21 protein-coding genes and 1 pseudogene are annotated in these 21,186 nt (G+C 59.6%); 14 read left to right on the top strand and 8 right to left on the bottom strand.

Annotated elements, in window-relative coordinates:
- From ACFE70_RS18560 to ACFE70_RS18575, 4 genes and pseudogenes are all read right to left on the bottom strand, one after another.
- A pseudogene (locus ACFE70_RS18560) lies at window positions 1–184 on the bottom strand (hypothetical protein); the annotation flags it as partial.
- 153 nt (window positions 185–337) lie between these two features.
- On the bottom strand, window positions 338–1,708 hold the full coding sequence (locus tag ACFE70_RS18565; RefSeq protein WP_375419280.1) for a TolC family protein: 1,371 nt from the start codon (window positions 1,706–1,708) through the stop codon (window positions 338–340).
- 19 nt (window positions 1,709–1,727) lie between these two features.
- Window positions 1,728–2,264, bottom strand: coding sequence for a DUF2243 domain-containing protein (locus ACFE70_RS18570; RefSeq protein WP_375419281.1), 537 nt, complete (start codon window positions 2,262–2,264; stop codon window positions 1,728–1,730).
- Window positions 2,265–2,274: 10 nt separating this feature from the next.
- Window positions 2,275–2,508: a hypothetical protein gene (locus ACFE70_RS18575; RefSeq protein ID WP_375419282.1), complete on the bottom strand. Its 234-nt coding sequence runs from the start codon at window positions 2,506–2,508 to the stop codon at window positions 2,275–2,277.
- Window positions 2,509–2,815: 307 nt separating this feature from the next.
- Between ACFE70_RS18575 and ACFE70_RS18580 the strand changes: the two genes are divergently transcribed.
- From ACFE70_RS18580 to ACFE70_RS18595, 4 genes are all read left to right on the top strand, one after another.
- Window positions 2,816–5,275, top strand: a complete 2,460-nt coding sequence (locus tag ACFE70_RS18580) for a prolyl oligopeptidase family serine peptidase (RefSeq protein ID WP_375419283.1) — start codon at window positions 2,816–2,818, stop codon at window positions 5,273–5,275.
- A gap of 81 nt (window positions 5,276–5,356) precedes the next feature.
- Complete coding sequence (locus tag ACFE70_RS18585) at window positions 5,357–5,824, top strand: hypothetical protein (protein ID WP_375419284.1); 468 nt, start codon at window positions 5,357–5,359, stop codon at window positions 5,822–5,824.
- A 51-nt stretch (window positions 5,825–5,875) separates the two neighbouring features.
- Window positions 5,876–6,274 (top strand): NUDIX domain-containing protein, encoded by a 399-nt coding sequence (locus tag ACFE70_RS18590; RefSeq protein ID WP_375419285.1) that lies wholly within the window; start codon window positions 5,876–5,878, stop codon window positions 6,272–6,274.
- Between the two features lie 267 nt (window positions 6,275–6,541).
- Complete coding sequence (locus ACFE70_RS18595) at window positions 6,542–8,668, top strand: prolyl oligopeptidase family protein (RefSeq protein WP_375419286.1); 2,127 nt, start codon at window positions 6,542–6,544, stop codon at window positions 8,666–8,668.
- A 191-nt stretch (window positions 8,669–8,859) separates the two neighbouring features.
- Here the strand turns inward: ACFE70_RS18595 and ACFE70_RS18600 are convergent, their stop codons facing one another.
- The gene (locus ACFE70_RS18600; protein ID WP_375419287.1) at window positions 8,860–9,663 is read right to left on the bottom strand and encodes an oxygenase MpaB family protein; all 804 of its coding nucleotides are present in this window, start codon (window positions 9,661–9,663) and stop codon (window positions 8,860–8,862) included.
- Window positions 9,664–9,851: 188 nt separating this feature from the next.
- Here ACFE70_RS18600 and ACFE70_RS18605 point away from each other — a divergent pair, with 188 nt between their 5' ends.
- Entirely contained in the window at window positions 9,852–10,424 is a 573-nt protein-coding gene (locus tag ACFE70_RS18605; protein WP_375419288.1) for a class I SAM-dependent methyltransferase, read from the top strand.
- 4 nt (window positions 10,425–10,428) lie between these two features.
- Here ACFE70_RS18605 and ACFE70_RS18610 read toward each other — a convergent pair whose 3' ends face one another.
- From ACFE70_RS18610 to ACFE70_RS18620, 3 genes are all read right to left on the bottom strand, one after another.
- Entirely contained in the window at window positions 10,429–11,352 is a 924-nt protein-coding gene (locus ACFE70_RS18610) for a pirin family protein (RefSeq protein WP_375419289.1), read from the bottom strand.
- Window positions 11,353–11,393: 41 nt separating this feature from the next.
- On the bottom strand, window positions 11,394–12,092 hold the full coding sequence (locus ACFE70_RS18615; RefSeq protein ID WP_375419290.1) for a hypothetical protein: 699 nt from the start codon (window positions 12,090–12,092) through the stop codon (window positions 11,394–11,396).
- 217 nt (window positions 12,093–12,309) lie between these two features.
- Window positions 12,310–12,915 (bottom strand): helix-turn-helix transcriptional regulator, encoded by a 606-nt coding sequence (locus ACFE70_RS18620; protein WP_375419291.1) that lies wholly within the window; start codon window positions 12,913–12,915, stop codon window positions 12,310–12,312.
- 633 nt (window positions 12,916–13,548) lie between these two features.
- On the opposite strand from ACFE70_RS18620, the gene ACFE70_RS18625 reads away from it, so the two are divergent.
- The 9 genes from ACFE70_RS18625 (at window position 13,549) to ACFE70_RS18665 (ending at window position 21,036) form a co-directional block, all read left to right on the top strand.
- Entirely contained in the window at window positions 13,549–13,788 is a 240-nt protein-coding gene (locus ACFE70_RS18625; RefSeq protein WP_375419292.1) for a hypothetical protein, read from the top strand.
- Window positions 13,785–14,204, top strand: a complete 420-nt coding sequence (locus ACFE70_RS18630; protein WP_375419293.1) for a type II toxin-antitoxin system VapC family toxin — start codon at window positions 13,785–13,787, stop codon at window positions 14,202–14,204. The genes ACFE70_RS18625 and ACFE70_RS18630 overlap by 4 nt, the downstream gene beginning before the upstream one ends.
- Before the next feature lie 184 nt (window positions 14,205–14,388).
- Window positions 14,389–14,568 carry a hypothetical protein gene (locus ACFE70_RS18635; RefSeq protein WP_375419294.1) on the top strand — a complete coding sequence of 60 codons (180 nt, stop codon included), beginning with the start codon at window positions 14,389–14,391 and terminating at the stop codon, window positions 14,566–14,568.
- A complete protein-coding gene (locus tag ACFE70_RS18640; protein ID WP_375419295.1) occupies window positions 14,558–14,980 on the top strand; it encodes a hypothetical protein in 423 nt (140 codons plus the stop codon). Before ACFE70_RS18635 ends, ACFE70_RS18640 begins: the two co-directional genes overlap by 11 nt.
- Before the next feature lie 562 nt (window positions 14,981–15,542).
- Window positions 15,543–16,103, top strand: coding sequence for a hypothetical protein (locus tag ACFE70_RS18645; protein ID WP_375419296.1), 561 nt, complete (start codon window positions 15,543–15,545; stop codon window positions 16,101–16,103).
- Between the two features lie 158 nt (window positions 16,104–16,261).
- Window positions 16,262–18,868, top strand: coding sequence for an ATP-dependent chaperone ClpB (clpB, locus tag ACFE70_RS18650; protein WP_375419297.1), 2,607 nt, complete (start codon window positions 16,262–16,264; stop codon window positions 18,866–18,868).
- Window positions 18,869–19,087: 219 nt separating this feature from the next.
- On the top strand, window positions 19,088–19,840 hold the full coding sequence (locus ACFE70_RS18655; RefSeq protein ID WP_375419298.1) for a hypothetical protein: 753 nt from the start codon (window positions 19,088–19,090) through the stop codon (window positions 19,838–19,840).
- 621 nt (window positions 19,841–20,461) lie between these two features.
- Window positions 20,462–20,644, top strand: coding sequence for a hypothetical protein (locus ACFE70_RS18660; protein ID WP_375419299.1), 183 nt, complete (start codon window positions 20,462–20,464; stop codon window positions 20,642–20,644).
- Window positions 20,641–21,036, top strand: a complete 396-nt coding sequence (locus ACFE70_RS18665; RefSeq protein ID WP_375419300.1) for a type II toxin-antitoxin system VapC family toxin — start codon at window positions 20,641–20,643, stop codon at window positions 21,034–21,036. The genes ACFE70_RS18660 and ACFE70_RS18665 overlap by 4 nt, the downstream gene beginning before the upstream one ends.
- Window positions 21,037–21,186 lie beyond the last annotated feature (150 nt).

The following is a 21,186-nucleotide window of genomic DNA, read 5'->3' on the forward strand; positions in this document are numbered from 1 at the left end:
GCGCCGCCACCCGCGCCGGGTACTCATCATAATAAATGGCCTGCTGCTCCTGAGCGGCCACCAGCTTGACGGGGGTAGGGCCGTCGTCGGCCGCGCCCCCCTTTTTATCGTCTTCCTTCTCCTTCTTGCCGCAAGCCGCCAGCAACAGGATACTTAAAAGGCCGCAGCGAATGGTATTTATCATAAAGGATTGATTACAGAGCTAGAACGTCATGCAGAGCGCAGCGAAGCATCTCGCTTGGGGAAGTAATCTAATCGTTCAACCATTTGAATTAGCAAGCGAGCGAGATGCTTCGCTGCGCTCTGCATGACCGCCTTACTTAATCGCACTCATACCTCACTCCACCGCCAACTCGCCCCGTGCCCGCAGCACGTCCACCTTGCTGGTGAGCACCTGAAACAAGGCCACATTGTACGTCAGCTCGGCCGAGCGCAGCGTGGTCTGCGCCACCAGCACGTCCAGAAAGGATTTGATGCCCTCGCGGTACTGCAAGTCCACAATCTGAAAGACTTCCCGCGCCAGCGCCAGGTTCTGCCGGCCAAACTGGTAGTCGGCGTAGTAGCCCTTGTACGTGGCCAGCGCCTGCTCAAACTCGGTGTTGAGCTGGTTGCGCGTGCTGGTCAGGTCCTCGTCCAGCCGCTCATCGAGCAGGCGGGCGCGGCGCAGGCTTTGCCGCCGCCTACCCCCCTGCAAGATGGGCAGCGTGAGCTGCACGCCACCAAACGAATTGGGGAACCGCCGGCTGTACAGGTCGCCGAGGCTATTGTTCTGAAACACCGTATTGTAGTTGCCAAACAAGCCCACTTCGGGCAGAAACCCCCAGCGGTAGTAGCCAATCTGGGCCGCCTGCAAGGTTTTCTGAGTTTGCAAGAGCTGAATCTCGAGCCGGTTGTTCGGGTTCAGGCCCGTGATGGTGTCGAGCACGGCGTCCTGCTCCAGCCGGGCCGAGTCGTAGCGCACGGCCAGCGGCTGCGCACCGGGCAAGCCCATGAATTCCTTGAGCGCCGCCGTGTTGCCCTTCACGCTTTCCAGCGCCTGCTTGCGGGCCGCCCGCGAGGTGTTGAGCGAGATTTCGGCCTGCCGGAAGTCAATCTTGTCGCTGATGCCGGCCTCGTAGCGGGCGCGGGCGTCGCGCAGGCCGCGGCCCAGGCGCACGAGGTCGGACTCGTATACGCGCACCTGCTGCTGGGCCAGCAGCACGTCGTAAAAGGCGCGGCTCACGTCGGCCACCAGGTTGGTGCGCACCAGGGCCGTGTTCTGCCGGGCAAACTGCCGCGAGGGCCGCGCCTGCCGCAGGGCCAGGTACACGTCCTGATTGTAGAGCGCCTGCGTGCCGGCCAGGCTAAAATTTGAGATATTTTTCAGGCCCACCTGCCGGGGCGTCACGGTGCCATCGGCGCCGGGCAGCACCACGAAGGGCAGCTGAAAGTTGCGCCGGGCGTCGGCGGTCAGCCCCACCTGCGGCAGCCAGCCGGCCAGCCCCAGGCGGATATCGGTCTCGTTCACCTGCTCATCGAGCCGCGCCTGCCGCACCAGGGGCTGGTTTTGCAGGGCAAAGCGCACGCACTCCGGCAGCGTGAGCGGCGCGGCGGCGGTTGGCGCGCCGCCCAGGGCGGCCGGCTGCGCCCCTACCCCCCCCGGCGCCAGCAGACCCAGCAGCAAGACCGCGCTCCACGCAATGACAATTCGGCTTCCTGCTTTTACCATATCCTATGCCGGGTCTGTCCTAGTGCCGGGCCGCAGCTTCCTTAACCCCAACTTCGCCATTCATGTTGCGCCCGGCCCGTACCAGCGCCGCGCCGCTCAGCAGCAGCAGCACACCAAACGCGAGGAAAGCCAGGTCCCAGGGCAGCTTGTTGTTCGTGTATTCATTGACGTGGTGCAGGCCGAGCAGCTGATGGTCGATTAGGCCCTCCACCACATTAAACAGGCCCCAGCCCAGCAGCAGCCCGCCGAGCAACGTGCGGCCGGAGTGCGGCACGTCGGGCCGGCCCGCGGCGCGCCAGAGCATGGATAGTCCCAAGGCAGTCATCAGCCACACGGCCGCGTGGAAAACGCCGTCCCAGTACATATTAATCTTGGCGCGCACCAGCGTATCGGGCGGCAGCTGATTGGATAACAGGTTGTGCCACTGCAAGATTTGGTGCAGCACGATGCCATCGACGAAGCCGCCGAGGCCGGCGCCCAGCAGCAGGCCGGCGGCGATGAGCGGCGTGCGGTTTGGGCGGTTGGCCGGCGACGGGGGGGTAGGGAATGGACTCATGGCAGTGAACTCAGGCGCGGCGCGGGCGGAAACGCTGCTGGATATTTTCGGCGAAAAACAGGCCCAGTCCGCCGAGCAGCAGCATGGCCACGGGCAGCAGCACCAGCGCCAGGTTGGCGGCGTAGGCTTCGTTGTGAATGCCGGCCTGCACGCGCGGGCGGCACACGGCGCAGGCCTGAGCAGCGGTGCCGCTCAGCCAAAGCAGGGCACTGAACAGCAGTCGTTGAGTGGAATAATGATGCATACTTAGGAGGTGTAGACGGCAGGCAACAAGGCGGTCATGCAGCGCGCAGCGCAGTGGAGCGAAGCATCTGGCGAGCGGCAGTAATCAAGGGCAAACAACGATGGGATTAGTGCCGCGAGCGAGATGCTTCGCTGCGCTCTGCATGACCGCCTTTTTTCCTACCGACCATAACACTTTAAAAAATAAGAAACCTAGCCTTCTGCTGACAATACGCACCAAAGCCGGCGCAGTTAAAAGCAGATAATCAATAATATCTACTACTTTTCCAGGGTCGTCGCCGCTTTCACTCCCTACCCCCTCCGTGCGTATGAAACGTCTTTTGCTCGCCCTCTCGCTGCTTATGACCGCTGCCGTGGCCCAGGCCCAGGAATTTCAGTACCAGACGCCGCCCAAAGCCCTTCAGGATTTGCTGCTGGCGCCGCCTACCCCCCGCGTCAGCCTCAGCGCCGATGGGCGCACGCTGGCCCTGCTGGCGGTGCAGGATTTCCCCACCGTCGCCGAACTCTCGCAGCCCGAATTGCGCCTGGCCGGCCTGCGCCTCAACCCGCGCACCAACGGCCCCAGCCGGGTGAGCTACGCCGTGGGCCTCAAGCTGAAAAAGCTGCCCGGCGGCGCCGAAACCGACGTAAAGGGCCTGCCCGCCCAGGCCCGCATCAGCGGCCTGAGCTGGTCGCCGGATAATAAAACGATGGCCTTCGCCCTGACCACGCCCGCCGCCACCGGCGCCGACGGCCGCGTGGAGCTGTGGGTGGCCGACGTAGCCACGGCCCAGGCCCGCCGCCTGCTGGCCGCCCCGCTCAACGATGCCTTCGGCAACTCTTTCGAGTGGACGCCCGACTCGCGCAGCCTGCTGGCGCGCACCGTGCCCGCCGGTCGCGGCGCCGCTCCCGACGCCGACGCCGCGCCCACTGGCCCGACCGTGCAGGAGAACGTGGGCGGCCGCAAGGCCGGCGCGCGGACCTACCAGGATTTGCTGAAAAACCCGGCCGATGAGCGCCTACTCGACCACTACGCCACGGCCCAGCTGGTGCGAGTGAGCTTGGCCGATGGTACCGCCCAGCCGCTGGGCCAGCCGGCCGTCATCCAAACCGCTTCGTCCTCGCCCGATGGCAAATACGTGCTGCTGCGCGCCCGCCACCGGCCCTACTCCTACACGCTGCCCATCAGCTCGTTTCCGCAGAAAATCGACGTGCTCGATGCCCAAACCGGCGCCGTAGTTAAAACCATCGCCGACCTGCCGCTGGCCGACAACGTGCCCACCAACTTCGACGCCGCCCCGACCGGCCCACGTGAGTTTCAGTGGCGCGCCGACGCCCCCGCCACGCTCTGCTACGCCGAGGCCCAGGACGGCGGCGACCCCAAGGTGAAGGCCGACATTCGGGATAAGGTTTTCCTGCTCTCCGCTCCTTTTGCCGGCCCGGCCCAGGAGCTGACCGCCCTACCCCTGCGCTACGCCGGCATCACCTGGGGCACCGATAATCTAGCCCTGGTGGACGGCTACCGCTGGGCCGACCGCCACGAAACGACCTGGCAAATTCGCCCCGCCGCGCCCGGCGCCGCGCCCGTGGTGCTCTTCGACGGCTCGGCCCAGGACACCTACAAAAACCCCGGTCAGCCCTACACCCACCGCAATGCGCAAGGCAAAAATGTGCTGCTGACCGGCGGCGCGGCCAATCAAACCATCTACCTGCTGGGCCAGGGCGCCTCACCCGAGGGCGACCGGCCCTTCGTGGATGAGCTGGACTTGACGAGCAAGAAAACCAACCGCTGGTTTCGCTCCGAGGCACCCGCCTACGAAATCCCGGTGGCTATTATTGACGCGAGTAAGCGCCAGCTGCTCACCCGCCGCGAGACAGCTACCATGCCGCCGAACTACTACCTGCGCACGGCCGGTAAGAAGGGCGCGCCGCAGCCCGTCACCAAGTTCACGAATCCCTACGCTGCCTTCGGCGGCTCTTTCCGCAAGGAGCAGATTAAGTTTAAGCGCGCCGATGGCGTGGACTTGACCGCCGATTTGTACCTGCCGCCCAACTACAAGAAAGCCGACGGCGCGCTGCCCACGCTCATGGAAGCCTACCCCCGCGAGTTCAAGGACAAGGCCAACGCCGGGCAGGTCAGCGGCTCGCCCTACACGTTCACGCGGCTGAGCTGGGCCTCGCCGGTGTTCTGGGTCACGCAGGGCTACGCCGTCATGGCTAACGTGAGCGTGCCCATCGTGGGCGAGGGCGGCAAAGAGCCCAACGACACCTACATTGAGCAGCTGGTGGCCAGCGCCAAAGCCGCCATCGACGAGGGCGCCCGCCGCGGCGTCGTCGATGCGGGCCGCGTGGCCGTGATGGGCCACTCCTACGGCGCCTTCATGACCGCCAACCTGCTGGCCCACTCCAACCTGTTCAAGGCCGGCCTGGCCCGCAGCGGCGCCTACAACCGCACGCTCACACCCTTCGGCTTTCAGGGCGAGGAGCGCACCTACTGGCAGGCGCCGGAAGTCTATCAGGCCATGTCGCCGTTTGATTTCGCCGATAAAATCAAGACCCCGCTGCTGCTCATCCACGGCGAGGCCGACAACAACTCCGGCACCTTCCCCATCCAGACCGAGCGGTTCTACGCCGCCCTCAAAGGCCACGGCGCCACGGTGCGCTACGTGGTACTGCCCGCCGAATCACACTCCTACGCCGCCCGCGAAAACCTGCTCCACATGCTCTGGGAAATGGATTCGTGGCTGAACAAGTACGTGAAGAACGCAGGGGCCAGGGCGGCGAATTGAAGCTCAGATTCTAGCTTAAGTACGCCTCTGGTACTTATCCAGTATTACTCATCTTAATTCTGAACTTAGCCAGCACACAACATGATGACGTGGGAGGAACTCCGAACAGGAGTGTATGAAATTGACGGTTCTTGGCGCGACATCTACGTGCTGAATGCCACACGCCAAGATTGGCATCAGTGGATTAAGTATGTCAATCTTAACTATTCTGTACGCTGGGCAGCCTTAAACCACTGCAACGGTGAAACGCTAGATGCTATTGACGCGGACTATATCGCTGCCTGGTGGGATGAGAGCGGAGGCGTAGCCAATCCGTGGGGTATAATCTATTTAGACAAGGTGCAGTTGAAATGTCATTTTTTCACCGATAACGAAATTGAGAACGATGTTGACCCTTCACAAATTGTATCAATGGAAGACCATCATCGGCTAATGGCATACTTGGTAGCCATTTCCGGTGCGCTGGGCAAAGAGGTGATTGTAACGGCCGAGAATGTTCGCGAGGGTGTATATGTCCGAGTTAACGGCTCCAACATATCCTTCACTTAACAGGAAGTGTGTGACGCATCGCGTGGCTGCGGCTGTAGCAAATCGCCCTGCATGATTACCAAAATCGCCTGGCTGCACCTGCGCGACGGCCACATCCTCAGCACCCGCAGCCGCGGCAAGGACAAATATTACCTGCCCGGCGGCAAGCGCGAGCCCGGTGAAACCGACGAGCAAACCCTGCTACGCGAAATCCGCGAGGAGCTGACCGTGACCTTGGACCCGGCCAGCCTGGTGTTTGCCGGCACCTTCGAGGCGCCCGCCCACGGCCACGCGCCGGGCGTGCTCGTGCGCATGAGCTGCTACTACGCCCCGCGCTACACCGGGCAGCTGCAAGCGGCGGCCGAAATTGAGGAAGTAGTGTGGCTCAGCTACCGGCATCGGCCCGACGTGTCGGCGGTGGACCAGCTGATTTTTGACTGGCTGCGCGGGCAGAACCTGCTGGCGGAGTAGGGCCGCTGCACGAGGTAGAGACGCGACACTTCGCGTCTGCTCGCATGAGGAGGGGTAGGGTAATCCAGATGTTAGGAGATTACTGCGCCCTTGCTACCCGCAAGGAGACGCGAAGTGTCGCGTCTCTACACTTGTTCAGCAGAACCTAGCGTTTCCCTACCCCCCTTGCTTGGCCAAAGCCAGTTCGACCTTGGAATAAGCACAACGCCGAATTGCTATCTTAGGCCGGCGGTTTGCCCGGTCCTTCATTTCCTACCCCCTTGCCCAATGAGAAACTACTTCGTCCCACTAATGGCGCTGCTGCTCAGCGCGCCCGCTTTTGCCCAGATGTCCATCAAAACCCTCCCCTACCCCGCCACGAAAAAAGGCGATACCGTCACCACCTACTTCGGCACCAAAGTACCCGACCCCTACCGCTGGCTCGAAAACGACCAAGCCGCCGACACCAAGGCCTGGGTGCAGGAAGAAAACAAGGTGACCCAGCACTACCTGGCCCAGATTCCCTACCGCGACGCCATTCATAAGCGCCTCGAAATCCTGTGGAACTACGAGAAATACGGCGCGCCCTTCAAGGAAGGCAAGTACATGTATTTCAGCAAGAACACGGGCTTGCAAAGCCAGTCGGTGCTCTACCGGCAGCTGGGGGCGGCGGGTGCGCCGGAGGTGTTTCTCGACCCCAATAAGTTCTCCAAGGATGGCACGACCTCGCTGGCGGGCATCAACTTCAGCAAGGACGGCAGCCTGGCCGCCTACCAGATTTCGGAGGGCGGCTCGGACTGGCGCAAGGTGATTGTGCTCAAAACCGCCGACAAGTCCATCGTGGGCGACACGCTCAAGGACGTGAAGTTTTCGGGTCTGGCCTGGCGCGGCAACGACGGCTTCTACTACAGCTCCTACGACAAGCCCAAGGCCGGCAGCCAGCTGGCTGGCAAAACCCAGATTCACAAGCTTTTCTACCACAAGCTGGGCACCAAGCAGAGCACCGACAAGCTCATCTTCGGCGGCGAGCAGACGCCGCGCCGCTACATCGGCGCTTCCCTCACCGAAGACGAGCGGTTTCTGGTCATCAGCGCCGCCAACACCACGACCGGCAACGAGCTGTACATCCAGGATTTGAGCAAGCCCGGCAGCGCCATCGTGCAGATTATTGACAATGAGAAGAGTGAAGTAAATGTGGTGGACAACGTGGGCAGCAAGCTCTACATCTTCACCAACCTCAACGCGCCCAACAACCGCGTTGTGACGGTGGATGCCGCCGCGCCGCAGCCGGCCCACTGGAAAGACCTGATTCCCGAGAATAAAAACGTGCTGAGCATCGCCACGGGCGGCGGCAAGCTCTTCGCCAACTACCTCAAAGACGCCACGTCCTACATCGAGCAGTACGACCGCAGCGGCAACAAGGAGCGCAGCATCGCGCTGCCCTCGGTGGGCACGGCCGGCGGCTTCGACACCAAGGAAACCGAGAAGGAAACCTACTACACCTTCACGTCCTACATCTACCCGCCGACCATCTTCAAATACGATATTGCCACCGGCAAATCGATGGTCTATAAGAAAGCCGGCGTGCAGTTCGACCCTACGAAATATGAGTCGAAGCAGGTGTTTTATACTTCGAAAGACGGCACCCGCGTGCCGATGATTATCACCCACAAGAAGGGCTTGGTGCTGAACGGCAAAAACCCGACGCTGCTCTACGCCTACGGCGGCTTCAACGTCAATCTGACGCCCGGCTTCAGCACCTCCAACATCGTGCTGCTGGAGAATGGCGGCATCTACGCCGTGCCCAACCTGCGCGGCGGCGGCGAGTACGGCGAAAAGTGGCACCTGGCCGGCACCAAGCTGCAAAAGCAGAACGTGTTCGACGACTACATTGCCGCCGCCGAGTACCTGATTAAGAGCAACTACACCAGCAAGGACTACCTCGCCATCTCGGGCGGCTCCAACGGCGGCCTGCTCGTGGGCGCCACGATGGCGCAGCGCCCGGAGCTGTTCAAAGTAGCCTTCCCGGCGGTGGGCGTGATGGACATGCTGCGCTACAACCAGTTCACGGCCGGCGCGGGCTGGGCCTACGACTACGGCACCGCCCAGGACTCGAAGGAGATGTTCGACTACCTCCATAAGTACTCGCCCTACCACGCCCTCCAGCCGGCGGCCTACCCCGCCACGCTGGTAACCACCGCCGACCACGACGACCGCGTGGTGCCCGCGCACTCGTTCAAGTTTGCCTCGAAATTGCAGGAGTCGCAGAAAGGCGCCGCCCCGGTGCTCATCCGCATCGAAACCAAGGCCGGCCACGGCGCGGGCCGCTCCACGGCCCAGGTTATCAGCGAGCAGACCGACAAGTGGGCCTTCCTATTCCAGAACATGGGCGTGACGCCGTATCAGGTAAACTAGGGGGGTAGGGAGTCGGCCTCCGCGTAACCTCACCTCCCGGCCCTCTCTCCAAAAAAGAGGGGGAGCCACGGTGGCGCTTGTGGGGGGTTAAAAGTGAAGAGTTAATATTAAACATCCTACCTCTTTAGCCAGCATTAAGCCAAGTGAGGGGGTAGGGATGTTCCATTTTAACTCTTCCCTCTTAATTCCCATCAGGCTCCCCTCTCTTTTGGAGAGGGGCCGGGGGTGAGGTTTGCCGGTTCGCCATCCAGCGCCAGAATCTGCTGCTTATAGGCCGGCGGAAGCAGCGTCGATTTCAGCCAGCGGCCCAGCGCCAGCCGCTGCGTGCGGCGGTAGAGCGGCAGCACCGGCCGCAGCCAGGACTCCGGGCCCAGGGCCAGCTGCTCGCGCGCAGTTGCGGGCACCACCAGCCGCTGGGCCTGGCGCAGCAGCCAGTAGCGCAGCGGCCCCAGGTGCCGCCGATACTGCCGGTACAAGTCGGCGGTGAAGCGGCTGTACGCCAGGTCGGCGGCCAGGTGCTGCTGCCGCACCGGCTGCCACGCGGCGTAGGTGGCGGGCAGCCCGGTCAGGCCCATACGCTGGCCTACTCGGACGAAGACATCTACTATCTCGTTCTTTTCGGCCGGGGTGAGCGGGCGCTCCAGCACCTCAAAGGCGCGGATGGAATAGTCGATGAGCAGAAATAGCACGTCGCGGTACGCCCAATCGGGGATGGCCTGGCCACGCTGGGCTTCCACGGCCCCGTGGATGGCGGCAATGGTGTCGATGGCGCGCTCGGCGCCGGCCTGGTCGGAGTACACAATCTGGCGGGCGTACTCCACCGTCGAGAACAGGCGGGCCAGTGGGTCGGCGGGCAGCCGGCCGGTGAAGTAGAGCCAGTCCACGGCCTTGTTCAGGGCAAACTCGGCCGCGGCCCCGGCGAAGATGAACAGCACGGTGTCGGCTTTGGCCCAGATAGCGCGCACCACGGAGTTTTCGGAGACGAAATAAGTCATGGCGCAAGAACTGATACATCGGGCGAAAGACCAGGGGTAGGGAGCCAGGCTGCCTGCCCCCAGCCGCGCTGCCCCCGTACCCTTGTCCGGGCGCCCAACTCATCTTACGCCGCTTGCCGGCCGTAAACGGTAAGCTCTGCGGGCCATCAGGCGATGCAGTAGCCATTCCAATTTCTACCCGCTTCGCTATGCTGTCTGCTTTTGTCGAAGAGTTTTTTAATAATCCGGCCGCGGTGGGCTCGCTGGTGCCCAGCTCCCCGGAGCTTACCGAGCAGGTGATGGCACCCCTGGACTTTGCCGCGGCCCGCTGCATCGTGGAGTACGGCCCCGGCACCGGCGTTTTCACCGACCTGCTCATCCGGCGGCGCCGGGCCGACACGGTGGTGGTGCTGGTCGAGGTGAACGAGCGGTTCTGCCAGCTTTTGCAGGAGCGGTATTCCGGGCAGCCCAACGTGCACGTCGTGCTGGGTTCAGCCGACAAAACCGGCGAGTACCTGGCGCAGATTGCCGCCCCGCCGGTCGACTACGTGGTGTGCGGCCTGCCTTTTTCCTCGCTGCCGCTGCGGCTGGGCTGGCGCATTCTGGCCCACACCCGGCAGCTGCTGGCGCCGGCCGGCACGCTTGTTCTGTTTCAATATTCGCTGCAAAACACCAGGCTGTTCAAGCGGTTTTTCCGGCTGCGCGAGCAGACGCACGTGCTGCGCAACCTGCCACCCGCCTACGTGCTGGCCTACACGCCCGCCAGCACCCCAGAAAGTTAAATTTTCAGGACAGCGCCTGCGGTGGGGGCGAGCCGGAGCCAGCCGGCCGCGACTTATCCTGCGGCAGCGGCACGAACTCGCCGTTATCGTTGGGGGGTAGGGAAATGCGCCCCGCCGCCCAATCCACCTTGGCCTGCTCAATCCGCTCGCGGCGTGAGGACACGAAATTCCACCAGATAAACCGTTCGCCCAGCGGCTCGCCGCCCAGTAGCATGAGCGTGCTGGCTTCGCGGGCCACGATAACCGGGTCGAGGCCAGCAGTAAAAATCAACAATTGACCGGCGGCATATACCCGACCACCGACTTCGACGGCGCCCTTGGCCACGTAGGCGCCGCGCTCGGGGTAGCCGCGTGGCAGGCCGAAGCGGGCGCCGGCTCGCAGCACCACGTGCAGGTAGAAGAGCGGCGAGTGGGTTTGCACGTCGTTGCGCAGGCCAAAAGCATCGCCGGCAATCAGGCGCATCCACACGCCATTATCCGTGAAGATGGGCAGCTGCTCGGGCTGGTAGTTGGCGAAGGCGGGCGCCTGCTCCTCGTCCTTTTCGGGCAGGGCCACCCAGGTTTGCACCATCTCCAAGGCGCTGCCGGCCAGCGCGGCCGGGTCCTCAAACCGCTCGGAATGAGCGATGCCGGCGCCGGCCGTCATCCAGTTCACCTCGCCGGGCCGGATAATTTGCTCCACGCCCAGGCTGTCGCGGTGCGTGACCTGCCCGCCAAACAAATAGCTCACCGTACTCAGCCCGATGTGCGGGTGTGGCAGCACGTCCAGGTCGGCGGGCACCTGCGGCGGGGCCAGGCTCACCGGCCCGGCGTGGTCCAGGAAAATAAACGGGCCCAGCATCCGCCGCAGCCGGTAGGGCAGAATGCGCCGCACGTCGAAGCCGGGACTGATGGCCGCTTGCCGGGCTTCAATAACGAGGTCAAGCATAAAAGAAGCGAATTGATTAAAAGCCTCCCCGAAGCTAAAACCTAGCCGGCGGTTTCCGCGGCCTTGTCGGCGTGGGTGGGCGCCTCATACGTGTCGGCATACTTAAACTCTTCGAGCCAGTAATCTGAGCTGATAACGTCGAATACGACGCTGCTGGCCGTCTTTTCGCTCGGCGTAAGCTGCCAGAGAATGGCCGGCGCCTCCGCGAAAGCCTCGCCCGCCAGCTGCTCGCCAAACAAGCGGTGTAGCAGGGCATGGTCCGAGAGCCCGGCCGCGAGCAGGCGCAGCAGCGGGGCCGCCGGCGCTTCGTCAAACAGGGCCAGGTCGGCGGGGTCGGCGGCCGTCACCTTCACCTGGAACTCGACGGCCTGCGGGTGCGGAAATTGCCCGTTGTAGGCTTCGTAGAGCAGTTGCGTGGCGTTGAAAAAGTGCTGATGCAGCTCCAGCCTGGGGTTTTCTTCCCACAGCTTTTCGGTCAGCATCTGGTGGCTGAGCTGCTCAATCTGGCCGGCCGTGAGCTGCCCGGCCAGCAGATGCTCCAGCACGAGCGGCGCGGCGGCGCCCGGCTCCAAATCAGTGAGCGCCATCTGGCACATGGCCTTCAGCTCGGTGGGCTCGATGGCGGCGGGGTTATCGTAGTCCAGCTTGGTGAGCAGGGCCAGGTAGTCGGCGTTTTGCCAAGCGTTGGGCAGCTCAGCGAGGTGCTGGAAGGAAAGGCGTTCAACGGTGAAAGTCGGCATAGGGGGGGGTAGGGAATGGGGCGAGGCGCCCGGCTCGTTTACGCACCGCGCCCACCAACAACCGAAATCCAGCTTCACAAACGCCCGACAAACGCGCGGGCGCCAACTAATCCCTACCCCCTGCCGGCGGGCTAACCGCAACTGGCATATGCGCCACCATCCCGGCTGGGATGATGCCCGGCCAGCGAGGCTTGAGGGCCAACGCTGAGCAATAAAATCAAGCTGCTGGCAGCGGCGCCCGAAACGCCTGGCAGTGCCGGAGCGGGGTGTGCTGAAGCTGCGCCTTGAACGTCTTATTGAAGCGCGACACATTCCCAAAACCACTGTCGTAGCAAATCTCCGCTACGGGTTTGCCGGTCCCGGTGAGCTGCTCAGCGGCGTACTGCAGGCGGTATTCGACTACGGTTTCGATGATGGTTTTGCGGGTCAGAGCTTTGCAATACTTGCAGAACGCATTGGGAATCAGGCCCGCCACGCTGGCGGCCTGGGCCAGCGTGATTCTTTCCCGGAAATGGTCGACGAGGTAGGTCATCACCCGGTGGTAGCGCGCCCGCTCGGCCGGCACCAGGGTTCTGCTGCGCGGCTGCGGGTCCAGGGCCTGGCCCTCCGCCGACGCCAAGTGTTGCAGGATATCGAGCAGGCGCCGCAGGCGCCGGAGCGGGTCGGGCTCCTGGGCTAGCTGCAGCGGGCGCGGCTGCACGTGGGCCGGCGTGCAGCCTTCAAACTGCAGACCGCTGGCACTGCGCCGCAGCAGCTGCTCGACGGGCGGCAGCTCGGCCTTGCTGAAAAAGGCATTCCCCAGAAAGTCGTGGATGAACTGCACGACCACCGAAACCGCGTTTTTCTCGCCCGGAGAGCCGGGCTCCGTTCTCCAGCATGCGGCACGTCGGGGTACTTCTTTGATGGGCGATTTGATGTGCGTGTTGAACTCCGTTCTCCAGCATGCGGCACGTCGGGGCCCAGCAGCACAAGGTCGCCGGGTGCGTAGGCGGCCAAGTGGCCGCCCACGTAGTGCTTGCCCCGGCTTTGCACGATAAGGATAAGCTCATACTCGGGGGCCTGCGCCATACTTCCGACGAGCGGCTGGACGACCTGCGCTGCATTGACGGCGCCCATCACCAAAACCAAAGACCGGCACCCGATTGTGCTCCGGTTTACGGGCAGGGATGGGCAGCTACTCAAGCGCAGCTAGCTTTCCTTTCAGAAATAAGCACCAAGCGAGTAGAGCTTGACCCGCCCCCATCCGGCAGACAGCCCAGGTCATTAGAATCCACTATGAATTGCTTTCTCCGACCTCCCTGCGCTGAGACTAGCAAAGTGCCTGCCGCCCCTACCCCCTGCCGGCGCGGCAAGCGCAACCGGGACTAGCGATACAAAGGGCTAGCGGCTATTATGGTTTTGCAGTAACTTAGCTTCGCAAGCTTTGCCCTTTAATAGCTTTCGCTTCACTAATTATATGCCCACTACCCTCGTCTTAGAGCCTACCAACGAATTCGACCTGCACTTGCTGCTGAGTTTGGCACAGCGGCTGGGCGTGAAAGCCACGGCTTCACCTGCCGCCAAGGTGTCGTTGGAGGAGCGGGAGCGTCGGTTTATGGCGCTGTTTGGCTCTTGGCAGTCGGATGAAACGGGCGACGAGATAAATAAGATGTTACAGGAATCCCGCCAGAGCAATCGGCCCGATATTGAGTTATGAGCACTGGCTATTTGCTCGATACCAACATCTGCGTTCATTTTCTGCGAGGAGAACACCGGCTTGATGCGAAAATTGCTACGCTTGGTTTGGCGCTGTGCTTCGTATCTGAGATTACTATCGCCGAATTGCTATTTGGCGCAGCTAATAGCACCGCAGTTTGGCAGGTCCGGCAGCGTCAACAAGTAGCGGAGTTTAGGGAGCTATTTGCTGAACAGGTGTTGCCCATCGCGCCGGCCCTGGAAATATTCGCCGGCCAGAAAGCGGCCTTGCGGCGAAGCGGACGGCCGGCAGATGATTTTGATATCCTCATCGGTAGCACGGCGCTAGCGCACGGCCTCACCCTCGTCACGCGCAGCACCCGCCATTTCACCAGTATAGCTAACCTACCGTTGGAAAACTGGATTGACACTCCCTGAATTTGTCCCGTCCCGCGTCGCCCGCTGTGGCCGCCGTTGCGTGCCCCGGCCCCGCCCTGCTTCCCTACCCCCCGCCGGCGCGGAGGGAACTGCGGAAGCGTTTGTTTCTAAAAAGAACAGCGTTTTAATGTTGTCGGGGGCGCATAGAACTGGTTTGCAACGTGCCGCGTATCTTAGCACAATCATGAAAAATACCGCTCAAATTCTGCCAGACGCTCAGGCGTCAGATGTGGTGCTCAGCGAAGCGCGTAAGCGAGCGGTGCTGAAAGCCCTGCGCCAGCGCTACGAGGCGCATGAGGCAGCTACCGGCGTAAAATCGGCGGAGGCGTTCCAGCAGTTGCGGGCGGGCAAGGGTGCTGAGTGACCTATACTGTCTGCGTTGCGAGTGCGACCGGCACGGCGGCTACATCGAGTATAGCATCCAGCACTTGCATCCCGATTGGGACGTGCTGACCCAGGCATATGAGATTCGCTCGATGACCGACGACGGGAGGTTCATCTACCACAGCGACTTTCAGCTTTTCCCACGCGGAAGCAGCATTCCCGCTGATTTCAGTCCGTATGCGCCAGAGGCCAAAGCTGCCTTATGGCAAATCATTTTCCGAGTCAAACGCTACTACCTGACCACGTTTGAGCCCGACATTGTGCAGCATCTCATCAAGCAGCCCTTCTCTGTTGAGCAGCGGTACGCTTTTTACTGCCAACACCTGAACCTGTCCAACTACGCCATCAGCCACGACCGCTACAACATTTGGTACGTGCTCAAAACAGAGTAGCCCCGCCTGACGCCCCTACCCCCCGCCGGCGCGGCAGGCGCAGATGAAGCAGGAGAAGCGGTTGTTATAATGACCGAAATCATTTTTCATTGGCCTCATCAATTTATAATAGGTCACTCAGTTTACAACAACTGGTAGTAACAAAAATAAAGAATAAAGAAGACCTTTGAAGAATTCGTAGATTATGAGTTCTTAACTCCTAAGCAAGTTTTAAATCTGAAAAAACCTAAGCATGGTGTTTCTCACGTAGCAGTCAAGGACACTAATGATTATAGTTCAGACGCAGATATATCTGCCGATGACACCGCGAGAGCGAATAGAACGTACTATCTTCTCGTTAATAATACTGATATTGATTTTGTGAAGCATTGTGTTGAGTACGCTATAAATAAGCATATCGCAGGAGTTTACAACTACCAACTAGAAATAAACTCATCGTTCTAATAATCATTTGTTGACTACTTATTTCATTTGCTTGCGCAGCCTTTAACTTGACATATACATGCTACACAGAACGTATAAAATTCTTTGCAGAAGTTGCGCAACCTATCATCATTCAATATTGACCGATTTTATTGATACCAGTGAAAACGTCATCTCGTATATTGAGAAAACTACGATTCTAGAAGTATCAGACGGCATTGAGGAGACATTAAGTGAGATTGGAAAGCATTGCGAATATTGTGGCTCCATTAACTGGCAAGTTGAGGACTTGAAATTTAATAACATTTTCTCCCATTTAATTATAAAGAACGATAAATTTTTTGTTATTAAACTTAAGCGGAACGAAGACAAATCATCGCATATAACAACTGATGGCGATACACTTGTTGCTTGGCAATTTGCATATGCCGCTGTTGATATAGCCGAAGATTATTTTCACAATCGGCATTGGAGTAGATTTGTGCAACACGCTGAATTGATGCATAATCCACTCGTGGAGATAGTTGTATCGTGCAAGTCGAACATATATACTGAAATTGCAACTCTGACAAACTTAAAAATTGAAAAGTTTTCTTACATTGGATTGTCGTTGGAAGAGTTTCAACTTGTATTTAATCATCTACGAACTAGGGTACTTCGTAATATTCCGACAAAAATTGATTGGAGAAACTACGTATGAGCGTTTTTATCTCCTACAAGCTGAAAATTTGTCTTGACTTATTAGGCTATAGAGCGCCTAATTAAGCCAAAAAGTCCGAAAAATCCATCTTGCACCCGGTTTGCTAGGCGCTGCGTACTAACTTCCTCACCCGAAGCACCTACCAAGCGACTACGAAAATGGACTTTAAAAACTTCACCATCAAGGCGCAGGAGGCCGTGCAGAAGGCCACTGAAATCGCCGGGGGCAATCAGCAGCAGGCCGTCGAAACGGGGCACCTGCTCAAGGGCCTCTTCCAGAGCGACGAGAACGTGTTCTCATTTCTGGCCAACAAGCTGGGCGCCAACCTAAACGTGCTCACCCCGCGGCTCGACGCCCTCGTGGCCGCCTACCCCAAGGTGAGCGGCGGCTCGCCCTACTTCGCCAACGACGCGGCGGCGGCCGTGCAGCGCGCCAACGCCGCCATGAAAGACCTCGGCGACGAGTTTGTGTCGGTCGAGCACCTGCTGCTGGGCATCCTCGGCGGCCGGGACAGCGTGGCGACCCTGCTCAAAGACACCGGCTTCAACGACAAGGACCTGAAAGCCGCCATCCGTGAGCTGCGCGGCGGGCGCAAGGTGACCAGCCCAACCGCTGAGGACCAGTACCAGAGCCTGAACCGCTACGCCACGAACCTCAACGAGCGGGCGCGCACCGGCAAGATGGACCCCGTGATTGGCCGCGACGAGGAAATCCGCCGCGTGCTGCAAATCCTCTCGCGCCGCACCAAGAACAACCCGGTGTTGCTCGGCGAGCCGGGGGTAGGAAAAACGGCCATCGCCGAGGGCCTGGCTCAGCGCATCGTGGCCGGCGACGTGCCCGAAAACCTGCGCGACAAAACCATTATGAGCCTCGACATGGGCCTGCTCGTGGCCGGGGCCAAGTACAAGGGCGAGTTTGAGGAGCGCCTCAAGGCCGTCATTAAGGAAGTGACTGACTCGGAGGGGCAGATTGTGCTCTTCATTGATGAGATGCACACGCTCATCGGGGCTGGCGGCGGGGGCGAAGGCGCGATGGACGCCGCCAACCTGCTCAAGCCCGCCCTGGCCCGCGGCGAGCTGCACGCCATCGGTGCCACCACGCTTAAGGAGTACCAGAAGTACATCGAGAAAGACAAGGCCCTGGAGCGCCGCTTCCAGGCCGTGCTGGTCGATGAGCCGACCACGGAGGACGCCATCAGCATCCTGCGCGGCATCAAAGAAAAATACGAGCTGCACCACGGCGTGCGCATCACCGACGACGCCGTGATTGCGGCCGTCGAGCTGAGCGCCCGCTATATCACCGACCGGTTTCTGCCCGACAAGGCCATCGACCTGATGGACGAGGCCGCCGCGAAGCTGCGCATCGAGCTGAACTCCATGCCCGTGGAGCTGGACGAAATCCAGCGCCGCATCATGCAATTGGAGATTGAGCGCGAGGCCATCCGCCGCGAAAACAACCACGACCGCGAGGCCGTGCTGAGCAAGGACCTGGCCGAGCTGAACGAGAAGCGCGACTCCCTCAAGGCCCGCTGGGAAAGCGAGAAGGCGGTTTTGACCGACATTCAGACCCAGAAGGAAGCCATCGAGCGGTTCAAGGTCGAGGCCGAGCAGGCTGAGCGGCAGGGCGACTACGGCCGCGTGGCGGAGCTGCGCTACGGCAAGATTCAGGAGGCTGAAAAGCGCCTGAAGGAGCTGCAAGACCAAGCCGCCAACAAAGACGGCGAAACCATGCTGCAAGAGGTCGTGACCAGCGAGAGCATCGCCGAGGTCGTGGCCAAGTGGACCGGCATCCCGGTGAGCAAGATGCTGCAATCGGACCGCGAGAAGCTGTTGAACCTGGAAGCCGAGCTGGGCAAGCGCGTGGCTGGGCAGAGCGAGGCCATCGCGGCTATCTCCGACGCCGTGCGCCGCTCCCGCGCCGGCTTGCAGGACCCTAAGCGGCCGATAGGCTCCTTCATCTTCCTCGGCACGACGGGGGTAGGGAAAACCGAGCTGGCGAAAGCTCTGGCCGAGTACCTGTTCAACGATGAAAACGCGATGGTGCGCATCGACATGAGTGAGTACCAGGAGCGCCACGCCACGTCGCGCCTGATTGGGGCGCCTCCCGGCTACGTGGGCTACGACGAAGGCGGGCAGCTCACGGAGGCCGTGCGCCGCAAGCCCTACTCCGTGGTGCTGCTCGATGAGATTGAGAAGGCGCACCCCGACGTGTTCAACATCCTGCTGCAAGTGCTCGACGATGGCCGCCTGACCGACAACAAAGGCCGGGTCGCCAACTTCAAGAACACCATTATCATCATGACCTCGAACACCGGCGCGGACCTCATTCAGCGCAATTTCAAGGAGCTGAATGAGTACAATCACGACGAGGTAGTGGACCGCACCCGCGAGGAAGTTATCGAGCGTCTGCGCCAGCACATGCGCCCCGAGTTCCTGAACCGCATCGACGAAATCGTGATGTTCCAGCCCCTGAAGCGCCGCGAAATCCGCCGCATCGTGGACATTCAGTTCCGCCAGATTCAGCAGCGCCTGCACGAGGCCGGCATCAGCCTCGAAGCCACCGACGAAGTGCTCGACTACCTCGGCGAGCAAGGCTTCGACCCGCAGTTCGGCGCGAGGCCCCTCAAGCGCGTCTTGCAGCGCATCATCCTCAACGAGCTGAGCAAGGACATTCTCGCCGGCCGCGTCAGCAAAGATGCCGTGGTCGAGGCCGTGCTGGAAGACGGCGCCGTGCGGTTTGAGAACGTGGAGCTGCCCACGGTGTAGGTTGTTGGGTTACGTTAGGAATGGGAAAGCCCCGCTGGCAGTTGTGCCGGCAGGGTTTTCTTATTTTTCAAACGAAGCTAAGAGCTGTTGTAACGTCACTACTAGCACTCGCGGAATCTCTATTTGCGCCAGTAATTGAAAATGCTGATTATTTTTAATATTTTTGTTTTTTCATGCTAAATCTTAAACTATGTCCAAAATACCTGACCATTACTTACCATGAAACTCGAAACGCTGACCAAAAAACTGGCTATAGTGTTATTACTGGGCGTGTCAGTCATGTCGTTACCAAACTGTAGCAGCAAAGCCGACGACTCTTTTACCAGCAGTTACAGCAGTGAGGAAGCTCCGCCTCCTGGTTACAAGCGTGGCCTGACATGCCGGGACTGTAGCGGCACCGGCGTTTATGACCACGATATCTACCCCTACGTCAAGAAAGGTGGCCGGTGCGCTGGCTGTATGGGAAAAGGATACACTTGGACCAAGATAGACGACGCTATAGCCATTGAATCATACCCTACGCCTAGAACTAGCGAAGTTGAAACAGGCACTCTAACGCAACCAGTTATTAACACGCAAGATTCTGTGACTAGTATTCATCGTGCTTCCGGCTCCGTAACGGATGTTAGTACAGCAGATGTTGACACAGCAAATAATAACTTAAATGTTGATTCTTCAGATAATATGACTGAACAACACTTCTTTTCAGGAAGTGTAGGAAAACTTTCTGCATCATTCAACCTGGTATTAAAAAACACGGGAGTTGTTAGAGGGAGTTACTTTTATAATAAAAGACCCGGAGCAGTCTACAACTTGCAAGGCATAGTAAGCGACGACGGAATTTTAGAATTAACTGAGCTCACTGGTAATGAAGAAACAGCAAAGTGTCATTTAAAACTGCATGACGGATGCTATGAAGGCGTGATGAACAATACAGATGGCAGAAATTTCATCATGAGAATGTGTGACTAATTGATGACATGCATTCGTCACAATGTAACATAAAAAAGGTGTCTGCGGATAAAGCAGACACCTTTTTTATGTTATGAACGAATCAAGTGAATAGAAACTCCTATTGACCACTGAATCTTTTGCGGTCTTCGTCAGAAAGGTTAGGACGCGAAGATTCAATTTGATGCAAAAGTTCGGCAGACCTGAATTGCCAATAAAGAACCAGACGTTTAAGCAATTCAACATTTTGCTCAGCGTCCAAATCAATCTTGTTAGCTTCGTTAGAAGTAAGTGGAATTCTTGACATGTTATCTTCGACTACTTTTCCTTACTCGTATGGCTTTTCAGGTTCGCCCCGTTTTTCAAATGCTATCTGGCTGCATGTAGTAATATACGAAATTTACACTTAGCTCGTTACTAACTCATTTAAAAATATTTAGCATTCTTTTCCGAATGCATCCATCAATAATCTATTCCCGCTCTAAAACTCCCGCTATCCTAAACCGCTTCAACCACGGCGGCGGGGCGCGCCGGCTGGGGGCGTTGGCCGGGGGCGAGGGGGTAGGGACCGCGCCGGGTGGGGGCGGCGGGTAACGAAGTGGTAACAGCCGGCGTTATCTTCGCTCACTAACTCCCAATGCCATGCCCACGACCGCTCCTAAGAAGAAAGCTGCGCCGGCCAAAGCGGGCGCGGCGAAGAAAGCCGCTGCCAAGCCAGCCAAGAAGTCGAACATCATTCCCAATCTATTAAAGGGGAAGATTATCGTGCATCCTGATTTCTTCGAGCCGCATGAGCGTCCGGCTAACTGGCCGAGCGGTAAATGAAATACCTGCTCGACACCAATGCTTTCATCTTGCTTTTTAGCGACTTTCAAGCGTTACCGGCGTCCTATCAGCACATTTTGACGGACAGCCAAAACGAGTTCGTGCTCAGTCCGGCCAGCATTTGGGAAATGGCTATCAAGGAGCGGCTGGGTAAGCTGGACTTGAAAAGCATTCCACTTCAGGAGATGACCGGCCGGTTGCGGACGAAGCAGAAAATCGGGCTGCTGCCTATCAAGCAAAGCCAACTATTGGACATTGCCAGCCTGCCGAAAGTGAAAGACCACGGCGACCCATTCGACCTGCTCATCATCGCGCAATCATTGAGTGAGGCCTTGCCCGTGCTGACCTCGGATGGCAAGTTTCATTTGTACGGCGTGGATGTGGTAAAGTAACCTATGCTACCCTAAACCGCCTCCACCACGGCGGCGGGGCGCGCCGGTTGGGGGCGTTGGCTGGAGGCGAGGGGGCAGGGACTGCGCCAAATCGGGGGCGGGTAACGAAGCAGTAGCAGCCGGCGTTATCTTCGCCTATCCAACCCACGC

This window comes from uncultured Hymenobacter sp., assembly GCF_964243305.1.
Lineage (GTDB): Bacteria > Bacteroidota > Bacteroidia > Cytophagales > Hymenobacteraceae > Hymenobacter.